The 18718-nt window shown below is 35.9% G+C and carries 17 protein-coding genes and 1 tRNA gene; 5 read left to right on the top strand and 13 right to left on the bottom strand.

The features are described from left to right. The first annotated feature begins 5 nt into the window (after window positions 1-5). On the top strand, window positions 6-128 hold the full coding sequence (locus HUB92_RS06915; protein ID WP_255703183.1) for a hypothetical protein: 123 nt from the start codon (window positions 6-8) through the stop codon (window positions 126-128). A gap of 223 nt (window positions 129-351) precedes the next feature. Here HUB92_RS06915 and groL read toward each other — a convergent pair whose 3' ends face one another. Both groL and HUB92_RS01200 read right to left on the bottom strand, forming a co-directional pair. Beyond that, window positions 352-2001, bottom strand: coding sequence for a chaperonin GroEL (groL, locus tag HUB92_RS01205; protein ID WP_209472980.1), 1650 nt, complete (start codon window positions 1999-2001; stop codon window positions 352-354). Between the two features lie 100 nt (window positions 2002-2101). Next, window positions 2102-2383, bottom strand: a complete 282-nt coding sequence (locus HUB92_RS01200) for a co-chaperone GroES (protein WP_173862895.1) — start codon at window positions 2381-2383, stop codon at window positions 2102-2104. Between the two features lie 186 nt (window positions 2384-2569). Here HUB92_RS01200 and ygfZ point away from each other — a divergent pair, with 186 nt between their 5' ends. Next, on the top strand, window positions 2570-3376 hold the full coding sequence (gene ygfZ, locus HUB92_RS01195) for a CAF17-like 4Fe-4S cluster assembly/insertion protein YgfZ (protein WP_015589111.1): 807 nt from the start codon (window positions 2570-2572) through the stop codon (window positions 3374-3376). Between the two features lie 747 nt (window positions 3377-4123). Continuing rightward, a protein-coding gene (locus HUB92_RS01190; protein ID WP_410543339.1) for an IS5 family transposase occupies window positions 4124-4890 on the top strand; the annotation gives its coding sequence in 2 pieces (ribosomal slippage) (window positions 4124-4451 and window positions 4451-4890; 768 coding nt in all). A gap of 237 nt (window positions 4891-5127) precedes the next feature. On the opposite strand, the gene recJ is transcribed toward HUB92_RS01190, so the two are convergent. From recJ to HUB92_RS01165, 5 genes are all read right to left on the bottom strand, one after another. After that, the gene (gene recJ / locus HUB92_RS01185) at window positions 5128-6867 is read right to left on the bottom strand and encodes a single-stranded-DNA-specific exonuclease RecJ (RefSeq protein WP_010962506.1); all 1740 of its coding nucleotides are present in this window, start codon (window positions 6865-6867) and stop codon (window positions 5128-5130) included. A gap of 60 nt (window positions 6868-6927) precedes the next feature. Next, on the bottom strand, window positions 6928-7161 hold the full coding sequence (locus tag HUB92_RS01180) for a hypothetical protein (protein ID WP_010962507.1): 234 nt from the start codon (window positions 7159-7161) through the stop codon (window positions 6928-6930). A 1106-nt stretch (window positions 7162-8267) separates the two neighbouring features. Continuing rightward, the gene (locus HUB92_RS01175; RefSeq protein WP_010962509.1) at window positions 8268-9527 is read right to left on the bottom strand and encodes a cbb3-type cytochrome c oxidase subunit I; all 1260 of its coding nucleotides are present in this window, start codon (window positions 9525-9527) and stop codon (window positions 8268-8270) included. 34 nt (window positions 9528-9561) lie between these two features. Beyond that, window positions 9562-10272, bottom strand: coding sequence for a Na+/H+ antiporter NhaC family protein (locus tag HUB92_RS01170; protein WP_244663085.1), 711 nt, complete (start codon window positions 10270-10272; stop codon window positions 9562-9564). A gap of 62 nt (window positions 10273-10334) precedes the next feature. Next, a protein-coding gene (locus HUB92_RS01165; protein ID WP_410543339.1) for an IS5 family transposase occupies window positions 10335-11101 on the bottom strand; the annotation gives its coding sequence in 2 pieces (ribosomal slippage) (window positions 10335-10774 and window positions 10774-11101; 768 coding nt in all). Between HUB92_RS01165 and HUB92_RS06910 the strand changes: the two genes are divergently transcribed. After that, window positions 11076-11210 carry a hypothetical protein gene (locus HUB92_RS06910; RefSeq protein WP_256437787.1) on the top strand — a complete coding sequence of 45 codons (135 nt, stop codon included), beginning with the start codon at window positions 11076-11078 and terminating at the stop codon, window positions 11208-11210. The two genes, HUB92_RS01165 and HUB92_RS06910, sit on opposite strands and share 26 nt — an antisense overlap. On the opposite strand, the gene HUB92_RS01160 is transcribed toward HUB92_RS06910, so the two are convergent. The 6 genes from HUB92_RS01160 to HUB92_RS01135 all read right to left on the bottom strand — a co-directional run bounded on the left by HUB92_RS01160 (window position 11154) and on the right by HUB92_RS01135 (window position 17959). Continuing rightward, window positions 11154-11711, bottom strand: a complete 558-nt coding sequence (locus HUB92_RS01160; protein ID WP_244663084.1) for a Na+/H+ antiporter NhaC family protein — start codon at window positions 11709-11711, stop codon at window positions 11154-11156. The two genes, HUB92_RS06910 and HUB92_RS01160, sit on opposite strands and share 57 nt — an antisense overlap. A 289-nt stretch (window positions 11712-12000) precedes the next feature. Then, a complete protein-coding gene (lon, locus tag HUB92_RS01155; RefSeq protein ID WP_209472978.1) occupies window positions 12001-14454 on the bottom strand; it encodes an endopeptidase La in 2454 nt (817 codons plus the stop codon). A 15-nt stretch (window positions 14455-14469) separates the two neighbouring features. Next, a complete protein-coding gene (gene clpX / locus HUB92_RS01150; RefSeq protein ID WP_209472976.1) occupies window positions 14470-15747 on the bottom strand; it encodes an ATP-dependent Clp protease ATP-binding subunit ClpX in 1278 nt (425 codons plus the stop codon). After that, window positions 15747-16373, bottom strand: a complete 627-nt coding sequence (clpP, locus tag HUB92_RS01145; protein ID WP_006280254.1) for an ATP-dependent Clp endopeptidase proteolytic subunit ClpP — start codon at window positions 16371-16373, stop codon at window positions 15747-15749. The genes clpX and clpP overlap by 1 nt, the downstream gene beginning before the upstream one ends. 11 nt (window positions 16374-16384) lie before the next feature. Next, a complete protein-coding gene (gene tig, locus HUB92_RS01140) occupies window positions 16385-17719 on the bottom strand; it encodes a trigger factor (protein WP_209473337.1) in 1335 nt (444 codons plus the stop codon). A gap of 158 nt (window positions 17720-17877) precedes the next feature. Continuing rightward, window positions 17878-17959, bottom strand: a tRNA-Leu gene (locus HUB92_RS01135). A 140-nt stretch (window positions 17960-18099) separates the two neighbouring features. Here HUB92_RS01135 and HUB92_RS01130 point away from each other — a divergent pair. Then, window positions 18100-18684: a BON domain-containing protein gene (locus tag HUB92_RS01130; protein ID WP_209472974.1), complete on the top strand. Its 585-nt coding sequence runs from the start codon at window positions 18100-18102 to the stop codon at window positions 18682-18684. Window positions 18685-18718: the final 34 nt, after the last annotated feature.

Genomic DNA, 18718 nt, shown 5'->3' with positions numbered 1-18718 from the left:
AACAAATGGGTGTCATGCCAGTGCGTGACACTGGTTTCCATCCAAAAGGGTGTCATTCCAGTGTCAGCTACTTTCATGACATCGTTTACTATGTGCCATATTGTAATGTTCGTACAGTTGTGGAATGAATCGCGGTATGACGTGTTGCTTGGGTCAGCTATAGTATAAATATACTAGGGGTTATAGTTTTCTTATGCTGCCTTTTTGTTATTAGACAACCACAATATAAAGGAGTGAAACGGATGCAAACAGTAGTGCATTTCTGCACCAAACGTATTACCTTTAACGAATAGTAAAATGTGAGATTTTTTGGAACTACCGTGGAGCAATTGCTCCACGGTTTCATTCTACTTAGAATCCACCCATGCCACTCATTTCTCCTGCACCCATAGGAGATGAAGCATTTTCTTTGCTTGGTACATCAACTATCATAGATTCAGTAGTTATCAGCACACTCGCAACAGATACCGCTGTTTCAAAAGCAATACGCACCACTTTTGCTGGATCAATCACACCAGCTGTAAACGCATTAGCATAATTCATAGCCTCAACGTTGTATATAAGCTCTTTATCATTCTGCTTAATCAAATAGTCAATTATAACAGCAGATTCAAGACCAGCATTTTTGACTAACCTTCTAATTGGAGCACTGAGAACTTTCTTGATAATGTTTATGCCTATTTGTTCCTCGTCACTTGCACCTTTTAATTTGTCGAGAACAGATGAAACATAAAGAAGCGCAACCCCACCACCTGGAACTATACCTTCTTCAATTGCAGCTCTTGTTGCATGCAGCGCATCTTCGACTCTATCTCTACGTTCTTTAACTTCCACTTCAGTTGCTCCACCAACTTTGAGCACAGCAACGCCACCTGATAATTTCGCTAAACGTTCTCTTAGCTTTTCTTTATCATAATCAGAAGTTGAAGTTTCAATTTGAGATTTAATCTGCTCGATTCTAGCTTTCACACTGTCAGAATCGCTATTTTCGCTGACAACTGTGGTATTATCTTTAGTAATTTTAACATTTTTAGCCGTACCAAGATCATCAAGCGTGAGATCTTCCATCTTGATTCCAAGTTCATCTTTTATGACGTACTTAGCACCAGTTAAAGTTGCTATGTCTTCGAGCATCTCCTTTCTTCTGTCACCAAAACCTGGAGCTTTTACTGCAGCAACTTTTAAACCACCACGCAATTTATTGATAACTAAAGTGCTTAATGCTTCACCTTCGATATCCTCTGCAATAATAACCAAAGGTTTACCAGATTTAACAATAGCTTCAAGAATAGGAAGTAAAGGTTGAATAATATTTAATTTTTTCTCTGTAATTAATAGATAAGGATTATCAAGCTCCACGATCATTTTTTCATTATTTGTAATAAAATACGGAGAGAGATAACCGCGATCAAATTGCATGCCAGTAGTCAGCTCAACTTCTAACTCTTTTGAACCTTTACTCTCTTCAACAGTTATTACACCCTCTTTTCCAACTTTTTTCACGGAATCAGCGATACTGTTACCTATATCCTTATCACCATTTGCAGAGATTATTGCAACTTGTGCCACTTCGTCTATTTTCTCTAGAGAAATTGTACGAGACATTGACGCAATTTCCTTTAATATTACATCTTTTGCCTTCTGTATTCCGTTTTTAATACCAACACGATCGTTTCCAGCAGCAATTGATTTTGAAGCTTCCATTATCATGTTGCTAGTTAGTATTGAGCACGTTGTTGTACCATCACCAACTTTATCGTTACATTGAGAACAACTTTGTGCAAAAATGCTTGCTATCGCAGCGTTTAATGGTTTTTCAGGCTTGATACCCTTCATCACCTTATAACCATCTTTTGTAATTTCTGGTGCTCCATAGGGCTTATTAATCCCTACTGTTTTTCCTCTAGGTCCTGCAGTTATTGCTACCGTTGAATCCACTATTGCTGCAACTTCACGAAAGGCTTCTTGCAACTGCTCACCTGATACTACTACATTAGTCATTTTTATCACCTCTTGTTAATAAAAAACTTAGAAAACTATAATAAAATTACTTACAATGCACTATGTCGTGCTTTGTTTTAGTTTAGTAAAATAAAGACTGCTACTTAATGACAGCAAGTATATCGGACTCTTTCATCACGATAAGCTTCTCATTATTATGTTCTATTTCTGTACCAGCCCATTGGCGATAGAACACTTTATCACCAGCTTTCACAGTTAAAGTTACGCGTTCGCCACTTGAATTGCGTGAACCTTCACCAATTGCTATAACTTCACCTTTAGTAGGTTTCTTTTCAGCACTTGATGGAAGCACAATTCCACCTTGCTTTTCTTCGCTAATAGGCTTGATCAGCACGCTATCATCTAATACATTTAAACTTATACTTGACATTTGTTTTTCCTCATCAACAAATTAACTTATGAGTTTATATATATATACTCGTAAGTTAGATTTCAAGGGCTGGAGCTTGTAAAATATGCACGCCATTATAAAATATGCACGCCAAAAGCAGTTTCTAAAAGAGCCCAATGTTATATAATAAAATTTAGATTTATTTATAGAGATTTCATGAGTTATATACCATTTTTAAGTCGTGGTGTGATAGTGCTATATGGGCCTGACACTAGAGATTTTCTGCAGGGTATTATAACCAATGATATTAATAAGTTGGATAGCCAAAAAGCCATTTACTCTTTATTGCTTAGCCCTCAGGGAAAATATCTATATGATTTTTTTCTTATTGAATATGGTAAATACACCCTCTTAGAGTGCGAAAACATGCACTTGCAGCAAATAATCGAGAAACTGGATTTGCTTAAAACTTACTTGAGAGTGAAGATTAAAGACGTTAGCGCACTATATAAGGTTGGAGTTTTGTTTAATACTAAGTTGGCGGAGTGTAGTGGTAAGTCACAAGTTATTTTTCAAGATCCAAGGCACAAGCTGCTAGGAATGAGGATCATACATAAAGATGAAATAAAAGAGCCGGTTGGGGATTTTACTCAGTATGAAAAAGTCAGAATTCAAAATCTCGTTCCAGATGGAGCGAAAGATATGGTGCAGAATTCATCGTTTCCGCTGCAATTTTTAATCGATAAAGTAAACGGTATAAGCTTTAATAAGGGGTGTTATATAGGTCAGGAAGTTGTAAATCGAATGAGCAGACAAGAAATATTCAGAAGAAAACTTTACCTTGTTGAGGGGGATAACGCACTTCCAGATATTGGCACTAAAGTGACAAATGAAAACAATGAGGAAATAGGGGAACTGCGCTCTAGTGTAGACAACATTGGATTTGCATTGCTTAATACTGGAAAGAGCCATGCAAATTTATATGCAGATGGAGTTAGGTGCGTTAAGACGTTGAAGTCTTAAGGTAGCGCATATAGAAACGAAAAACTTGCTTGACAAACTCCGCCAGCCCCCTTATCATGGTATTGAAGGTATTCAGTTATCTTCATCTGTGCAGATTAAACAGCAAGAAAACAACGTAGTTGGCGTCTTATTTTTAATTTTTTGCACTATGTGCACCTTATGTCTTCACAACATTTCTGGGTTTTTACCTATATAAGCTGAAACGCGCTTATAAGTCGTTTAAGACAGTATAGTACGCCAATTTGCAGGATTAGAGAGTGACAACTAGCTAACACGGGGTTTCTTTTGCCTTTTTTTTTGCTTAGTAAATTTCTTAAACATTTGCAGCGTAGGTTAGTTGCATTCAAAAGCAGCTAAATTGCAGTGTTTAAGACTTAAAAACGCCAATACTGAAAATAGACAATGACTAGGGTTTCTTTTGCCTTTTTTTTCATTTGGTAAATTTTTTAATGTTTATGGCTAAACGACAACCGTCATCCCGCTGCTTGTTAGCGGGATCTCTTGTTAGCGCCGCGGCGGTATGACGGTTCGTGGCGGCGTGACGATAAGCTCGTCATCCCACTGCTTGTTAGCGGGATCTAGAGATACCGCGAATGAATCGCGGTATGACGGTTCGCGGCGGTATGACGGTTCGCAGTGGCATGACGATAAGCTCGTCATCCCGCTACTTGTTAGCGGCTAAGAGCCTGTCTTGAAAAGAAATGAGAAAGAGAATATGATGAGATAAGTAAAAAATAGTAGGTAAAAATGTATCCAAGTGATATAAGTGACAAAGAATGGGAAATTTTGGAGCCAAGTGTTGCACAAGGTGCAGTAGGACGGCCAAGAAAGCACAATATTAGAACAATTATTAATGCAATAAGATACATAATGAAAGGTGGTTGCCAGTGGAGAATGCTGCCAAAAGATTTTCCGCCATGGAAAACGGTGTATGATTATTTTCTCAGGTGGCGTAATAGTGGCAAATTGGAAGAAATACACGATATGTTAGTAAAAAAGGTAAGAAAAATGGTTGGCAAAAATGAAATACCTTCGGTAGGAATAATTGACAGTCAATCAGTGAAAACCACTCAAAAAGGGGATCCAGAGGATATGATGCTGGCAAGAAAATAAAGGGTAGAAAACGTCACATCATTGTGGATACAATAGGCCTAATTATTACAGCTGATGTTCATAGTGCAGGCATTCAAGATCGTGATGGTGCTCTAAATCTTTTTACTCAAGCTAAACGAAAAGCTTCAACGCTACAAAGGTTTCTCGCTGATCAGGGATATATTGGTAAATTGCAAAATTACTGTTTATTGAAAACAGGATGTTTATTGACGATTACTAAAAAAGCAGCTGATGCTGTAGGATTTCAAGTTATTCCTAAACGGTGGATTGTTGAAAGAACTTTTGCTTGGCTTTCCAATTTTAGACGTATGAGCAAGGATTATGAGCATTCTCCTCTTACTTCAAAAACTAATATCTCCTTTAATATGATTACTATTATGCTTGCTAAATTAGCTGCTTAGTTCCTTTCAAGACAGGTTCTAAGAGATACCGCGAATGAATCGCGGTATGACGGTTAAGTAGGGTGTCATCCCAGTGTCACGCACTGGGATGACATTATAGGAGCACTGGGATGACACCCTCTTGGATGGAAATCAGTGTCAGATAATTTCATGACACCAGTTGTTGTAAACTCACTTTTTCTCGATTTTTTGGTTTATCTTGTCTACCTATTTTGCCACTCTGCTGAACAGATACACTCAACTAATGGTCAATACATCTTCTATTAAAAATTGTACAAATTCATTGCCATTCCAGTAATTCATAGAGATTTTACCCAAAATAGCTTTAACATTACCCTGCATGATAGCAGAGCCAAGATGAGTATTTGCAGAACGAAATGCAATAGCTCTTACCATAACATTATCATCAGCAATAAAACATTTTATATGGTCAACTCCTATAACTTCAGGCTTTCTTATCTTTGCTCCTTGGATAATAAACCTTGGTTCAGGATTTCCAACTCCAAATGGTCCCAAGCGTTGCAGTTGGTTCCACAGAGATAAGTTTATTGCTTTAGCAGTTACTATACTATCAGCTTTTAAAGTTTTCTCATTTATAGAGTTTGAAAATCTTTCAGTAAAAAAATCATGCAAATCATTTATTTTGTCTTCTTTAATTGAAAATCCTGCCGCCATACTATGGCCACCACCTTCAATAATCAAATTTATAAACTTTGCGGAAAGGACTGCAGCACCGATATCAACTCCCAAAATTGATCTACAGCTTGCTTTTCCTATTCCATTATTTAAAGATATCACTACTGTTGGCAAGTGAAACTGCTCCTTTAGCCTTGATGCAATTATACCAATTATTCCCTGGTGCCAATTGCCACTTATCATTATAAAATTCGCACCTGATTGGGCAGACTTTTCCGCTTGTGCTGTAGCTTCCAAGAGAGCCTCATTTTCTAACACTTTTCTTGCATTATTCAAATCTATTAATTTTAGCGCGATTGAATGTGCCTCTTCATCATCATCGGTGGAAAGCAACCTTGCACCAAGCGATGCTTCTCCAATTCTTCCTCCAGCATTTATGCATGGCCCAATACTAAACCCTAATCGAGAAACACTTGGTTTTTCAAGGATTCCCAAAGCATCAAATAAAACACGCAAGCCAACGTTTTTTCTTGTTGACATAACTTTTAATCCTTGTGAGACAAGTGCTCTATTGAGGCCTGTGATCTGCATAACATCACAGACAGTTCCCAGGGCAACCAAATCCAACAGATCAAATAAATCTGGTTCTTTTTTGTTGGTAAAAAATCCTTGCTCACGTAGGCTTTTATTAAGAGCAACAATTAGCAGAAATGACACTCCAACTGCTGCTAGGTTATTATAAGGAGAGCTCTCATCAAGGCGGTTTGGATTCACAACTGCTACGGCGCTTGGTAATTTTTCCGTACCAAGGTGATGGTCAACAACTATAATATCAAGACCAAAAGCCTTTGCATCTTCTATTGGTTGATATGCAAGCGTACCACAATCAACGGAAATACATAAATCAATTCCATTCTTTTTAAGTTGTAATAAAGCATCTGTGTTTAATCCATAACCCTCATCAACACGATCTGGAATGTAGATTATAGAGTGTATATCGATTGCTCTCAGGTACCTGTTAATCAATGCTGACGACGTTGCACCATCAACATCATAGTCACCAAATATTGCAAGGTTTTCATCATTTTTTATTGCCCGTATTATACGAGAAACAGCTTTATCCATATCAAGAAGGTGAAAGGGATCTGGTAATAGCGATCTGATTAGTGGATATAAGAAGTCGCTTGCATTTTCTATGTTAACACCACGAGTAACCAATATTCTTGCTAATATTTCTGGTAACTCAAATCTCTGTGTAAGAGTTAAGATTTGCCTTTGATCTGCTTCTTGCAACTTCCACAATGCATTTGTTATGCTGCGCTTTTCAATTTCAAGTAGCATATTCTTTCTTTGTAAATAAAACTACTTTACCAGAATTTTTAAGCTTGTTCTATAATTGTATTAGACTTCTGCATAACCTAAACTAAGTAGAAAAAAGGTATCATCTAAGTAGCTGACACTGGTCTCCATCCAAGAGGGCAGTAGCCCCTTCGGTGTCATTCCAGCGCGTGACCAGGTCTTTTTAGCTATCATAGGATGACAGAAGCAGACACTCCACTTTGTCGTTCCAGTGCCTCCTTTTTTTGTCATTCCAGTGCCTTGACTATTTGGATCCAGGAAAAAGAATGGTGTCATCCCAGTGCCCCTATGATGTCATCCAAGTAGCCTCCCTCTCCTGTCATCCCAGTGCTCCTTTTTTTGTCATCCGAGTAGCTGACACTGGGATGGCTTTGTTGCATCGCTAGCTATGATGGATTAAAGATAAAAAAGGTGGAGAATATCAGTAGCTTATTATTCTGGTATTTATAACAAGAACGGTCAGTGAATACCTAAATTTGAGTAAAAGAAATTTCACTACCACTCACTAATCTGGCTAAAATTCAAGAATTTCAATGCTTTAGCTATTTTCAATAGAATTAAATTTATTAATATAAATAACAAATTACTATTCTTAAATTTGATCAGATTGATTGCAAAAAAACAAGATTTTCAATAAGTTGCTTATAATACTAATTATAGTTAGCCTTTCATAAGTAGCGATGCAACAAAGCCCACTGGGATCCAGGAATTTTATTAAGTTGGTAAGCATAAAAGTGTTATGTAAAATACAACGTTCTTGATGGGATTGCGTGAAATGCTGGATCCCAGTGTCTGGGCACTGGGATGACAAAGGAGGACAGTGTCAGCTACTCGGATGACAAAAAAAGGAGCACTGGGATGACATCATCCTTTTTTTGGGGTTCCAGCGTCACGCGCTACCTTCCGTATAAATATTAAAAAATTTACCAAATGAAAAAAAAGGCAAAAGAAGCCCCGTGGTTGGCTAATTACTTACATTATACTTTCAAGTATGGCGTTTTTTTATTCTAAACGCTTAATAACCGCGATTTAGTTGCTTTTAAGCCGCAACTAATCTAAATTATAAACATTAAGAAATTTACTAAACAGAAAAAAAGGCAAAAGAAACCCTAGGGTAGCTAGTTATTCACTATCCATTTTTTAAATCGGCGTTTTTTGATGTTTTAAATGCTTTATAAGCGCATTTCAGCTTATATTAGGTAAAAACCTAGAAATTTTATAAAGACATAAGGTGCACATAGTGCAAAAAATTAAACATGGGACGCCAGATACGTGAGTTTTTTTGTCATTTAATCTGTACAGAGAAGATAAATAAATAGCTTCAGTTTCATGATAAGGGGGCTGGCGGAGTTTGTCAAGGAAGTTTTTTTTGTTTCTATGGGTCAGTTGGTACGCGCTTTGCCTTTTAACAGATGTAAAAGCACAATTATTACGAACAACATTCCACCAACAACTGATATAGCGCCACCTATAATGAAGCACGTGCGTGCTAACATTGACGAAATACTTGGCAGATCTGCAACCTTCCTTAAAGCACCATATCCACCAAGCCACACAAGGCCAGTGATATGGAGAAAATGCCCTATACTGTAGGCATAAATCTGTAATCTTACCATGGAACTTTTTATCTCTTTAAAGTTTAATTTAGGTAACATCCAGTAGACAAAATTCATAAAAGCTATAGTGATACCAACTACAGAACCGTGATAATGAGCAGGAATCGTGACATTACCTTCAATAGTCAACACTCCGAGCACATCTCCATAAGTGAACAACAAAAATGAATGTAATAAATAGTTGCTTTTATCATTAATAAAAGTTCTGATGTTGTAGCACACTAATATTATCAAAAAGCACGGCAAAACTGCTCCAGCAATCCTCATATGCCAAGTAAAAAACTGTATTAACTTGGCACTATCAACTGGATAAACAAAATATACAAACGGTGCGCCTACAGCTAAAATCGTGTTTATAAATAGTGGTAAAATAGTAATTTTATTGTTTGAAGCTAAACTAATATCATTGGAACTTAGCATTATTAAATAGACTAAAAACATTCCTTGAGTAAAAGCAAACTGCAATAAATGTCCGCCTCCCCAAAAGAGATATTCGTAAAATAAATTATTATCTGAGTGATATAGACCTGGAGGCATATTATTATATGCTAAAACAAAGCAAAGAAATGACGATACAAGTATAATAACTAGCCCAATTTGCCCAACAGAGAGAAATGAAACCTCTTTTTTTGATGTGTATGCTAGCATTGTATTTACTAATATACTGGCAATAAATAAACTGAGTCCAAGTAAAAATAATTTGTTTTGTAATACGGGAATATAGTTACTTTTGATAACTTCAGTGTTTGGAACGAATGCGGATATAAACATGAGCAGCATCGAAAGGGTTGATAGAACCCATGAAAAGTTAAACCAACTATTGGTATTTTGTAGGTTTATGATAAAGAGCAGAGATATTATAGAGCACATCCACACTAAAATTGACAAGTTCACGTGTATTACCAGCGCATTATCAAAAATATATTGTGCAGAAGGAACAAGAGAGGAGATAAAAGGCAATCGTAGAAAAATAACAATTATTGACAGTAACCCAGAGCAAGCAAGAGCACATACTGCCAAGAACATCCATTTTCTACAGAGCGGAGCGTTGTCTTGTATATTAAGCACAATCTTTTTTCTCAATTTTGTTCAATACAATATATAACACTGCAATAATACCTAAAACATAGCAATAGTATACGTGTGGCACGACTGCCAAAGGTGAAACTCTAGCAATAGTGCTAGCCAAAAGCAATTGAGCGCCATACGGTATTAATCCTTGAAATACACAAGAAAATATGCCTAGCCATGCTGCACTATAGTGAGGCGGTATTTCATATTTCTTAGCAATATCTCTAGCAATTTCACCACTAAAAATTATAGCGATGGTGTTATTTGCAAGTAAAATATCAAATATGCTGACTATTTTTGCAATAAATAATTGCGCAGTTTTTTGTCCACCACGTTGTATCATAACCCAAGATGAAAGTTTATCTGCAAGCTCCTTAGAATTTTTACCTACCAGTCCTGAAAGCCCGCCAACCATCAATGACAGTAGCATAATTTCATGCATACTCATAAACCCTTTGGTGATGTTTTGGCTTAAAAACAATAAACCATGATTGTTGTTATTTATAAATCCAATGATTCCAGCAAAAGTTATGCTTAAAACCAATGCCGTAAATACATTTATTCCAAAGTTTGCAAGCAATATAAGTATTATGTAAGGAGTCACAAGCAATAAAGAATACTCCTTAACTGAAATAGCAGCACTATTGCTTGAGCTATAAAATAATATAATTATTGTGAATATAGAAGCAATTAGTGCCACTTTTGCATTCAGTTTTAATTTTTTCTTTATATCAGCCTTTTGAGAACCTGTCTTGAAAGGAACTAAGCAGCTAATTTAGCAAGCATAATAGTAATCATATTAAAGGAGATATTAGTTTTTGAAGTAAGAGGAGAATGCTCATAATCCTTGCTCATACGTCTAAAATTGGAAAGCCAAGCAAAAGTTCTTTCAACAATCCACCGTTTAGGAATAACTTGAAATCCTACAGCATCAGCTGCTTTTTTAGTAATCGTCAATAAACATCCTGTTTTCAATAAACAGTAATTTTGCAATTTACCAATATATCCCTGATCAGCGAGAAACCTTTGTAGCGTTGAAGCTTTTCGTTTAGCTTGAGTAAAAAGATTTAGAGCACCATCACGATCTTGAATGCCTGCACTATGAACATCAGCTGTAATAATTAGGCCTATTGTATCCACAATGATGTGACGTTTTCTACCCTTTATTTTCTTGCCAGCATCATATCCTCTGGATCCCCTTTTTGAGTGGTTTTCACTGATTGACTGTCAATTATTCCTACCGAAGGTATTTCATTTTTGCCAACCATTTTTCTTACCTTTTTTACTAACATATCGTGTATTTCTTCCAATTTGCCACTATTACGCCACCTGAGAAAATAATCATACACCGTTTTCCATGGCGGAAAATCTTTTGGCAGCATTCTCCACTGGCAACCACCTTTCATTATGTATCTTATTGCATTAATAATTGTTCTAATATTGTGCTTTCTTGGCCGTCCTACTGCACCTTGTGCAACACTTGGCTCCAAAATTTCCCATTCTTTGTCACTTATATCACTTGGATACATTTTTACCTACTATTTTTTACTTATCTCATCATATTCTCTTTCTCATTTCTTTTCAAGACAGGCTCTGAGACATCACAGATGCAATTGTAGTATCAGAGATAATAGATAAATTGTCGCCAAACATTGCTCCTCCTACAACGGTTGCAACTCCTAAGGAAGGAGAAATCCCAGCTTGTGTCAGTTCAACTGCAATAGGAGCAATTGTTGCAATGGTGCCCATTGATGTACCAATAGCAGTGGAGATGAAAGCTGCTACAAAAAATAATCCTATGAGTAAAAATTGTGTTGGTATAAATGAAAGAGCCAAATTAACTGTGGCATCAGCACTACCGATTGCTTTAGTTACTTCACTGAATGCACCTGCAAGTAAGAAAATGATACACATAGTGATAATATTACGATCTCTTACCCCATCTAGAAAGGCATACATTTTTTCTTCAGTATTGCCCTTGTATAAAACCCAACCCAGAGCTATGGCAGGAACAATGGCTACCAGTGGAGATAACTGATAAAAAGCATTTGACACGCCAAGAATAGTAAAATATATACCACTTCCTACAAAAAGAAATAGGAACAGTAAAATAGGCAAAAAATTTGTAAGATAAAACATACCTCTACTCCAGCTCTGATAAACGCAAATCAACTATGATATGATTTATATTATTATAAACCACAGTTAGCACCTTGACCAAGGTTTTTCTAGAAAGCAATCTACCAGAAAAGGTTTCCATGAAAAGGACTATTATAATATATCATCTACTTGAATTAAACTGGGAGATAGAATAAGTAAAAAATATGAATGACATAACAACAAAGCAAGTCATATCCTTATGGGATGCACAAGTTGGTGGATTTTTGCCGGATAAAAGAGAAATGGAGATTGATAATATTTTTTTAATCTAATGCTTCAATGTTTCCGACATAGGAAAAGTATCATTTTTACTTTCTATAGAGGAAGGCACACTATTTTGATTATCATCACCATTAATTGGAGTAGTAGGGTGCATTAAAGCAACTTTCATAACTTCATCAATATTCTTAGCAAAAACTACGTTGATCCCCTCTTTGATGCTTGCCGGAATTTCTTGCATATCTTTCTCATTTTCACTTGGTATAATCACAGTTTTGATTGATCCTCTGAGCGCTGCAAGCAATTTTTCTCTCAAGCCCCCGATAGCTAAAACTCTACCACGCAATGTCACTTCGCCTGTCATAGCAACATTTTTGTTAACTGGTATATTTGTCATAAGAGAAACAATAGACGTACATACCGCGCCGCCAGCAGAAGGGCCATCTTTTGGTACAGCACCCTCAGGTACATGCAAATGTATATCATTATTTTGGAATTTTTCGGGCTTTATACCAAAAAACAAACAATTTGATCGAATATAACTATACGCAGCTTTTATAGATTCTTGCATAACCTCTCCAAGCTTTCCTGTGTATTTTATTTCTCCCTTGCCCGGAATTAGGACTGATTCTATCATCAAAATATCACCACCTGTTTCAGTATAGGCGAGCCCAGTTACTATTCCTACTAAACTCTCATTTTCCGCAATGCCAAAGGTATATTTACGTACCCCTAAATAATCTTGTAAATTGTCAACCCCTACGGATATTTTCTTATTTTTATCAGTCAATATTTCTTTAACTGCCTTTCTCATGAGCTTTGCAAGCTCCCTTTCCATACTCCGCACACCACTTTCACGTGTATATAAACGTATCAACTCGTATAACGCCTCATTAGTTATGTCCCATTCCTTCTGATACAAACCATGCTCCTTCTTTAACTTCGGAATAAGGTGGTGTGTAGCAATACTGATTTTTTCATCTTCAGTATACCCGGACAATTGTATAATTTCCATCCTATCACGCAAAGGATGTGGTAAATTTAAGCTGTTTGCCGTAGCTACAAACATTACACTTGAAAGATCAAACTCAACTTCCAAGTAATGATCCGTAAAGTGTTTATTGTGCTCAGTATCTAAAACCTCAAGTAATGCAGACGCAGGATCGCCACGCGAATCAGAACCCATCTTATCTATTTCATCAAGCAGAAAAAGCGGGTTGCATGAATTAGCTTTTTTCATGTGTTGAATGATTTTACCAGGCATTGAGCCAATATAAGTTTTCCTATGCCCTCGTATCTCAGACTCATCACGCACACCACCAAGAGCTATGCGAACAAAATCTCTTCCTACTGCTCTTGCCATAGACTTAGCTAAAGAAGTTTTACCAACACCTGGCGGTCCAACTAAGCAAAGTATAGGACCTTTTATCTCTTTTACTCTTTTTAATACCGCTAAAAATTCTATTATTCTATCTTTTACTTTCTCTATGCCATAATGATTTCCATCTAAGATTTTCTTAGCTGCATTTAAGTTAATTTTTGCATCTTTGTACTTTCCCCATGGCAACTCAAGCAACCAATGCAAGTAACTAGATATAACTGTAGCTTCAGGAGAAATGGGATTCATTTTCTTGTATCTCTTCAAATCAGTTATAGCTTTCTCTCTTGCTTCCTGAGAAAGCTTTGTTTCATTTATCTTTTTTTCAAATTCATTGAGTATATTCCCTTCATCACCATTCTCAAATTCGCCTAATTCTTTCTGTATAGCTTTCAATTGCTCGTTAAGGTAGTAAACTTTCTGAGTGCTTTCAACTTGCGATTTAATTGTCTTATATAAACGGTTTTGTGCGTTCAAAATACTCATTTCTCTCTCAATAAAAGCAAAAGCTTTTTTTAAACGCTCTTCTGGGTCATAAGCCTCAAGTATACTTTGTTTATCTGATACTTTTATATTTAAATGTGAAGCTACCGTGTCTACAAGTTGATCAACTTCTTTGATTTGATCAATGGAGTTAATGGCAACCTCGGGTTGATTTTTCTTGTTTAGCTTACACCAGCTATCGAACGCGTCTACAACAGACCGCCTTAAAGCTTCTAAATCAATATTGTCTTCATCTTCTTTATAATAATTGTCTAACTCTACCCTGGCTTGTAATAAAGTATGAGAGCTAATATATTCTACAACTCTTCCCCTTCTTATCCCCCGGATTATAACTTTTACTGCATTGTCAGGTAATTTTATTAACGGTTGTACAATGCTTGCTAACACACCTACTTCATAAAGATCTTCAGGCTCTGGATTATCAACAGAGCCATCTTTCTGTGCTACAAGAAAAATCTCATTTTGGTGATTACTACTACTTATTGCATACTCTAGTGCATTAACAGATTTTTCTCTGCCTATGAATAAAGGCACCATTATATTTGGAAAAATTACTACATCTCTTAAAGGTAATACTGGCAATGCAGTAAAACTAGAGCTTACAGCACGTTCAATGTTCATAATATATGCCTCAAATTAATCATTAACCGTTATAACATTGCCATTGTTATTATGATTAACCGTTGCTTTTCCTAATTCTACCATTTTCTTAGTGATTACTATAGTGCTACCTTCAAAGCCTCCGTTTCCAGATGTATACATAATGTCAAGCAAAAGTGACTCCAAGATAGCACGTAACATTCTTGCACCTGTTTTGTAGCTTATAGCCTTTTTAGCAATAGCTGATATTGCTTCATCTGAAAACTCAAGGTTTACTTTGCTAAACGCAAGCAATGCTTTGTACTGTTTTATTAGTGCATTCCTTGGCTCTGTCAACACATGTATTAAATCTTCATGATCCAGCTCATCTAAAACAGCAGTTATTGGAACCCGCCCTACAAATTCGGGTATTAAACCGAATTTGATTAAATCTTCAGGTTGAACATCATGTAAAGCATTCTTTTTCTTTTGCTCTTTAGACTGACTTATATCTGCTCCAAAGCCAACTGACGTTCCCTTTTTTCTCGCTTCAATAATTTTATCGAGGCCTTCAAAAGCTCCTCCACAAATAAACAGTATGTTACTAGTATCCACTTGTATAAACTCTTGTTGTGGGTGTTTTCGCCCTCCTTGTGGCGGAACATAAGCAACTGTACCCTCCATAATCTTAAGCAGAGCTTGCTGGACCCCTTCACCTGAAACGTCACGGGTTATTGAAGTGCTTTCAGATTTTCTTGTAATCTTGTCTATTTCATCTATAAACACTATACCACGCTGTGCTTTTACAACGTCATAATTTGCAGCTTGTAATAAACGCGACAACACGCTTTCTACATCATCACCCACATAACCTGCCTCAGTTAAAGTTGTCGCATCAGCCATAGCAAATGGCACATCTGAAACTTTAGCAAGTGTTTTGGCTAGCAAAGTCTTACCAGAACCAGTGGGACCAATAAGCATTATATTTGACTTCTCGATTTCAATATCACTTATAGCATGAAATTGTACCATGGATTGACAATGGTTATACATAGCTACAGATAAAACGTGTTGCGCGTGTTCTTGACCTACAACATACTTGCTGAGAAAGTTTTTTATATCCTCAGGTTTCTTTAGTAATAGCTTCATATCAGATATACGATCTGAATTAAAAGATCTATCTTTCTTTTGACTTATTGCTTTATGGGATAATTCTATGCACTCATTACAAATAAACACCTTTAAACCATCCGAAGAGTTAGTAATCAATTTATCTACTTCATCTTGCGCCTTGTTGCAAAAAGAACAGTAGTGTAAATCATTATTGTTATCCATTAACCCACCTTTTGTTTAACTTTAATATTTTCAATTTCAATATCTGTACGCTCAGCTATCACCCTGTCAATTAAGCCAATTTTCCTTGCTTCTTCAGGATCCATGAATTTATCTCTTTCCATCATTCCTTCAATTTTCTTCAGTGAATTTCCAGTATGTTTTTCATAAATTTGATTTAGTTTTTTCTTAACCCGCAAAATTTCATTAGCATGTATTTCTATATCAGTTGCTTGACCATGATAACCACCAGATGGCTGATGTATCATAATTCTTGAATGAGGTAGAGAGTAGCGCTTACCTTTTGTACCAGCTGCAAGCAATAAAGAACCCATAGACGCAGCTTGACCTATACATAAAGTTGAAACGTCTGGGTTTATATACTGCATTGTATCGTAGATCGACAAACCAGCAGTTACAACACCACCTGGTGAGTTGATGTACATACAAATGTCTTTATCGGGATTTTCCGATTCTAAAAATAAAAGCTGTGCTACTATTACACTGGCCATATTGTCTTCAATAGGACCTGTTACAAAAATTATTCTTTCTTTCACTAGTCTTGAATATATGTCATAAGCGCGCTCACCGCGACTAGTTTGTTCAACTACAATTGGTATAAGAGTCATACCTTTTCCTATTAAATATTATCAAATAATTCCTTTAATTCTTTCACAGAAACAATCTGCTCTTCTTTACTAACTTTTTCTATTATATAATCTGTCACTTTATACTCAAGCGCTTGCCCTCTAACTAATTCTTGAAATTGTTTATTTGATTCAAAATGCTTAAGTACTCTGTCAAATTGCACATCTTTACTGACATATTGATTTACAATAACACTCAAAACATCATTTTGAGTTAATGATATTTTATGTTCTGCACTAAATTTCATAAATAACATAGCAAGCTTTACACGTTTTTCAGCTTCTTTACGAGAATCATTTTGAGCACCCAATTCTCCTTCCATTCTTTGTTGCTCCTGTTTTACTATGTCTGTGGGTAAATCAAAACTATAATTAGCATCCAAATAATCAAACAGCTCCTTTTTAATTAAGAGATTTCTCATTTCGGTGCACTGATCACCAATCATTTTTTTTGCATGATTTATTAGCAAAGAATAATCTTTAAACCCAATACTCTTAGCTATTTCATCATCATTTTCAAAATCTTTGGCAATTTGAATCTCATTAACTCGCACAGAAAAATCAGCTTCCTGTCCTGCAAGGGAAATGGCTTGGTAATTTTCAGGAAATTTCAACTTAAAGTTCTTTGTTTCTCCCTTTTTCATACCAGTTAATTGATCTTCAAAACCATTAATAAATGTGCCAGACCCTAAATTAACGGCAAAATCTTTGCTACTTCCACCTTGAAAGAGCTTATTCCTAATCCGCCCTTCAAAATCAATTATCAATTTATCCCCATCTTTCGCTTGATAAAAAGCATCATCAACAGAGGCAAAATTGGGGAACTTTGTTTTGATAGAATCAATAAATTCTTTTATATCTTCCTCTTCAATCTTTGCTTCAATTTTCTTTAAGTTTATTTTGTCAAGATCTATCATCGGTACTTCAGGCATCGACTCAAAAGATAGCTTGTATACAAAATTGCCCTCCTCATTTTCTTTGCCCAGATCTGGTAATGATATAACATCAACCTTAGGATAAATGTGAGACTTGACTTCAATTTTTTTCATCAAATCACTTGAGCAATAATCAATTGTATTATTTATCACATATTCCAAAGCCTCGTTTTTATAATTTGCAACAACAAGGTCATAGGGCATCTTTCCAGCCCTAAATCCAGGTGATTTTGCATTTTCTGCTATCTCTTGCAACCTGGAATTTACCTTTTGTTTTATATAATCACTACCAACTGTGATTTCATACTCATACTTTAGTTTATCTATACTAAGCTCTTTGTAGGTATATACGCTACTTACTTCGACTGTATTTTGAGGTATATTATTAGACATCATAATTCATTTATTAACATTTTAATTCATATCTTAATAGAGTCATTTTACCAGAATTTAAGTTAAACACAATCCTTAAGAACAGGTTTTTACACAAACAAAAGTGTATTTAGTGATTATAAATTTTCCCTTAAAACCTAAGTTACATGACTTTAAAGTGCGGATAGAGGGACTTGAACCCCCACGAGCAAGCTCACCAGGACCTAAACCTGGCACGTCTACCAATTCCGCCATATCCGCAAGAAATTTTCAGTACCCTATTATAGGTATTCCATTAAAAATATTCAAGGTTTAAAGTCTTACTTAATTTATGGTATTTACACAATCAAAAAAGCTTATTAACATTTCTTAATGAAAGCTCTAAACCCTGAAAATCAATAATGAGATTAATAACAAGCTTCTTACTCGCAATTTTTTTGATTACACAAAGTGGTTGCACAACCCTTATAATAGGTGGTGTGGTGGCTACAGCAATAACAATGCAGGACAAATCCTTGGGAAATATCATTGATGATACGACTATGGTCATCAGAATTAATAAGGGGCTCTTAAAACATGGGCTATTTTCATCCATAAAGGTTAAAGTAAGTGAAGGAAGAGTATTGCTCATTGGAAGTGTTGACACTCCTGAAAAACAACTTACAGCAGAAAAAATAGCTTGGCAGCAAAAAGAAATTAAAGAAGTGATAAATGAAATAAGAGTAATACCAATTCAAATGGCTTCCATGCTAGACACTACTGTAGATGGCATGATAACAGCGGAAATAAGAACAAGACTTCTGGGGAAAAGAAATATTAAATCAATTAATTATAGCGTTAATACGGTTGATAGAGTTGTTTATTTGATGGGTATAGCCCAAAATAAAGCGGAATTAAAAGCTGTAATAGCAATTGCAAGAAAAGTAAAGGGAGTAAAACAAGTTGTAAGTTATGTACGATACAGGTACAGTAAGTTACGCCATTAGGCAAAAATCGCTTTCAAATTATAACATTTGTACA

The sequence above is a fragment of the Wolbachia endosymbiont of Wiebesia pumilae genome (assembly GCF_017869285.1).
Classification (GTDB): Bacteria; Pseudomonadota; Alphaproteobacteria; order Rickettsiales; family Anaplasmataceae; genus Wolbachia; species Wolbachia pipientis.
Note: the sequence above shows the minus strand (reverse complement) of the source record. Positions and strands in the feature narration are given on the sequence as shown.

What these genes read in the sequence shown, in the direction of transcription:
- HUB92_RS01130 (WP_209472974.1), top strand. Translation starts at nt 18,100, where the DNA reads ATGAGATTAATAACAAGCTTCTTACTCGCAATTTTTTTGATTACACAA.
- groL (WP_209472980.1), bottom strand. Translation starts at nt 2,001, where the DNA reads ATGACTAATGTAGTAGTATCAGGTGAGCAGTTGCAAGAAGCCTTTCGT.
- clpP (WP_006280254.1), bottom strand. Translation starts at nt 16,373, where the DNA reads ATGACTCTTATACCAATTGTAGTTGAACAAACTAGTCGCGGTGAGCGC.
- recJ (WP_010962506.1), bottom strand. Translation starts at nt 6,867, where the DNA reads ATGCTACTTGAAATTGAAAAGCGCAGCATAACAAATGCATTGTGGAAG.
- HUB92_RS06915 (WP_255703183.1), top strand. Translation starts at nt 6, where the DNA reads ATGGGTGTCATGCCAGTGCGTGACACTGGTTTCCATCCAAAAGGGTGT.
- ygfZ (WP_015589111.1), top strand. Translation starts at nt 2,570, where the DNA reads ATGAGTTATATACCATTTTTAAGTCGTGGTGTGATAGTGCTATATGGG.
- tig (WP_209473337.1), bottom strand. Translation starts at nt 17,719, where the DNA reads ATGTCTAATAATATACCTCAAAATACAGTCGAAGTAAGTAGCGTATAT.
- HUB92_RS01160 (WP_244663084.1), bottom strand. Translation starts at nt 11,711, where the DNA reads ATGTTTTATCTTACAAATTTTTTGCCTATTTTACTGTTCCTATTTCTT.
- HUB92_RS01175 (WP_010962509.1), bottom strand. Translation starts at nt 9,527, where the DNA reads ATGTTCTTGGCAGTATGTGCTCTTGCTTGCTCTGGGTTACTGTCAATA.
- lon (WP_209472978.1), bottom strand. Translation starts at nt 14,454, where the DNA reads ATGAACATTGAACGTGCTGTAAGCTCTAGTTTTACTGCATTGCCAGTA.
- HUB92_RS01180 (WP_010962507.1), bottom strand. Translation starts at nt 7,161, where the DNA reads ATGACACCATTCTTTTTCCTGGATCCAAATAGTCAAGGCACTGGAATG.
- clpX (WP_209472976.1), bottom strand. Translation starts at nt 15,747, where the DNA reads ATGGATAACAATAATGATTTACACTACTGTTCTTTTTGCAACAAGGCG.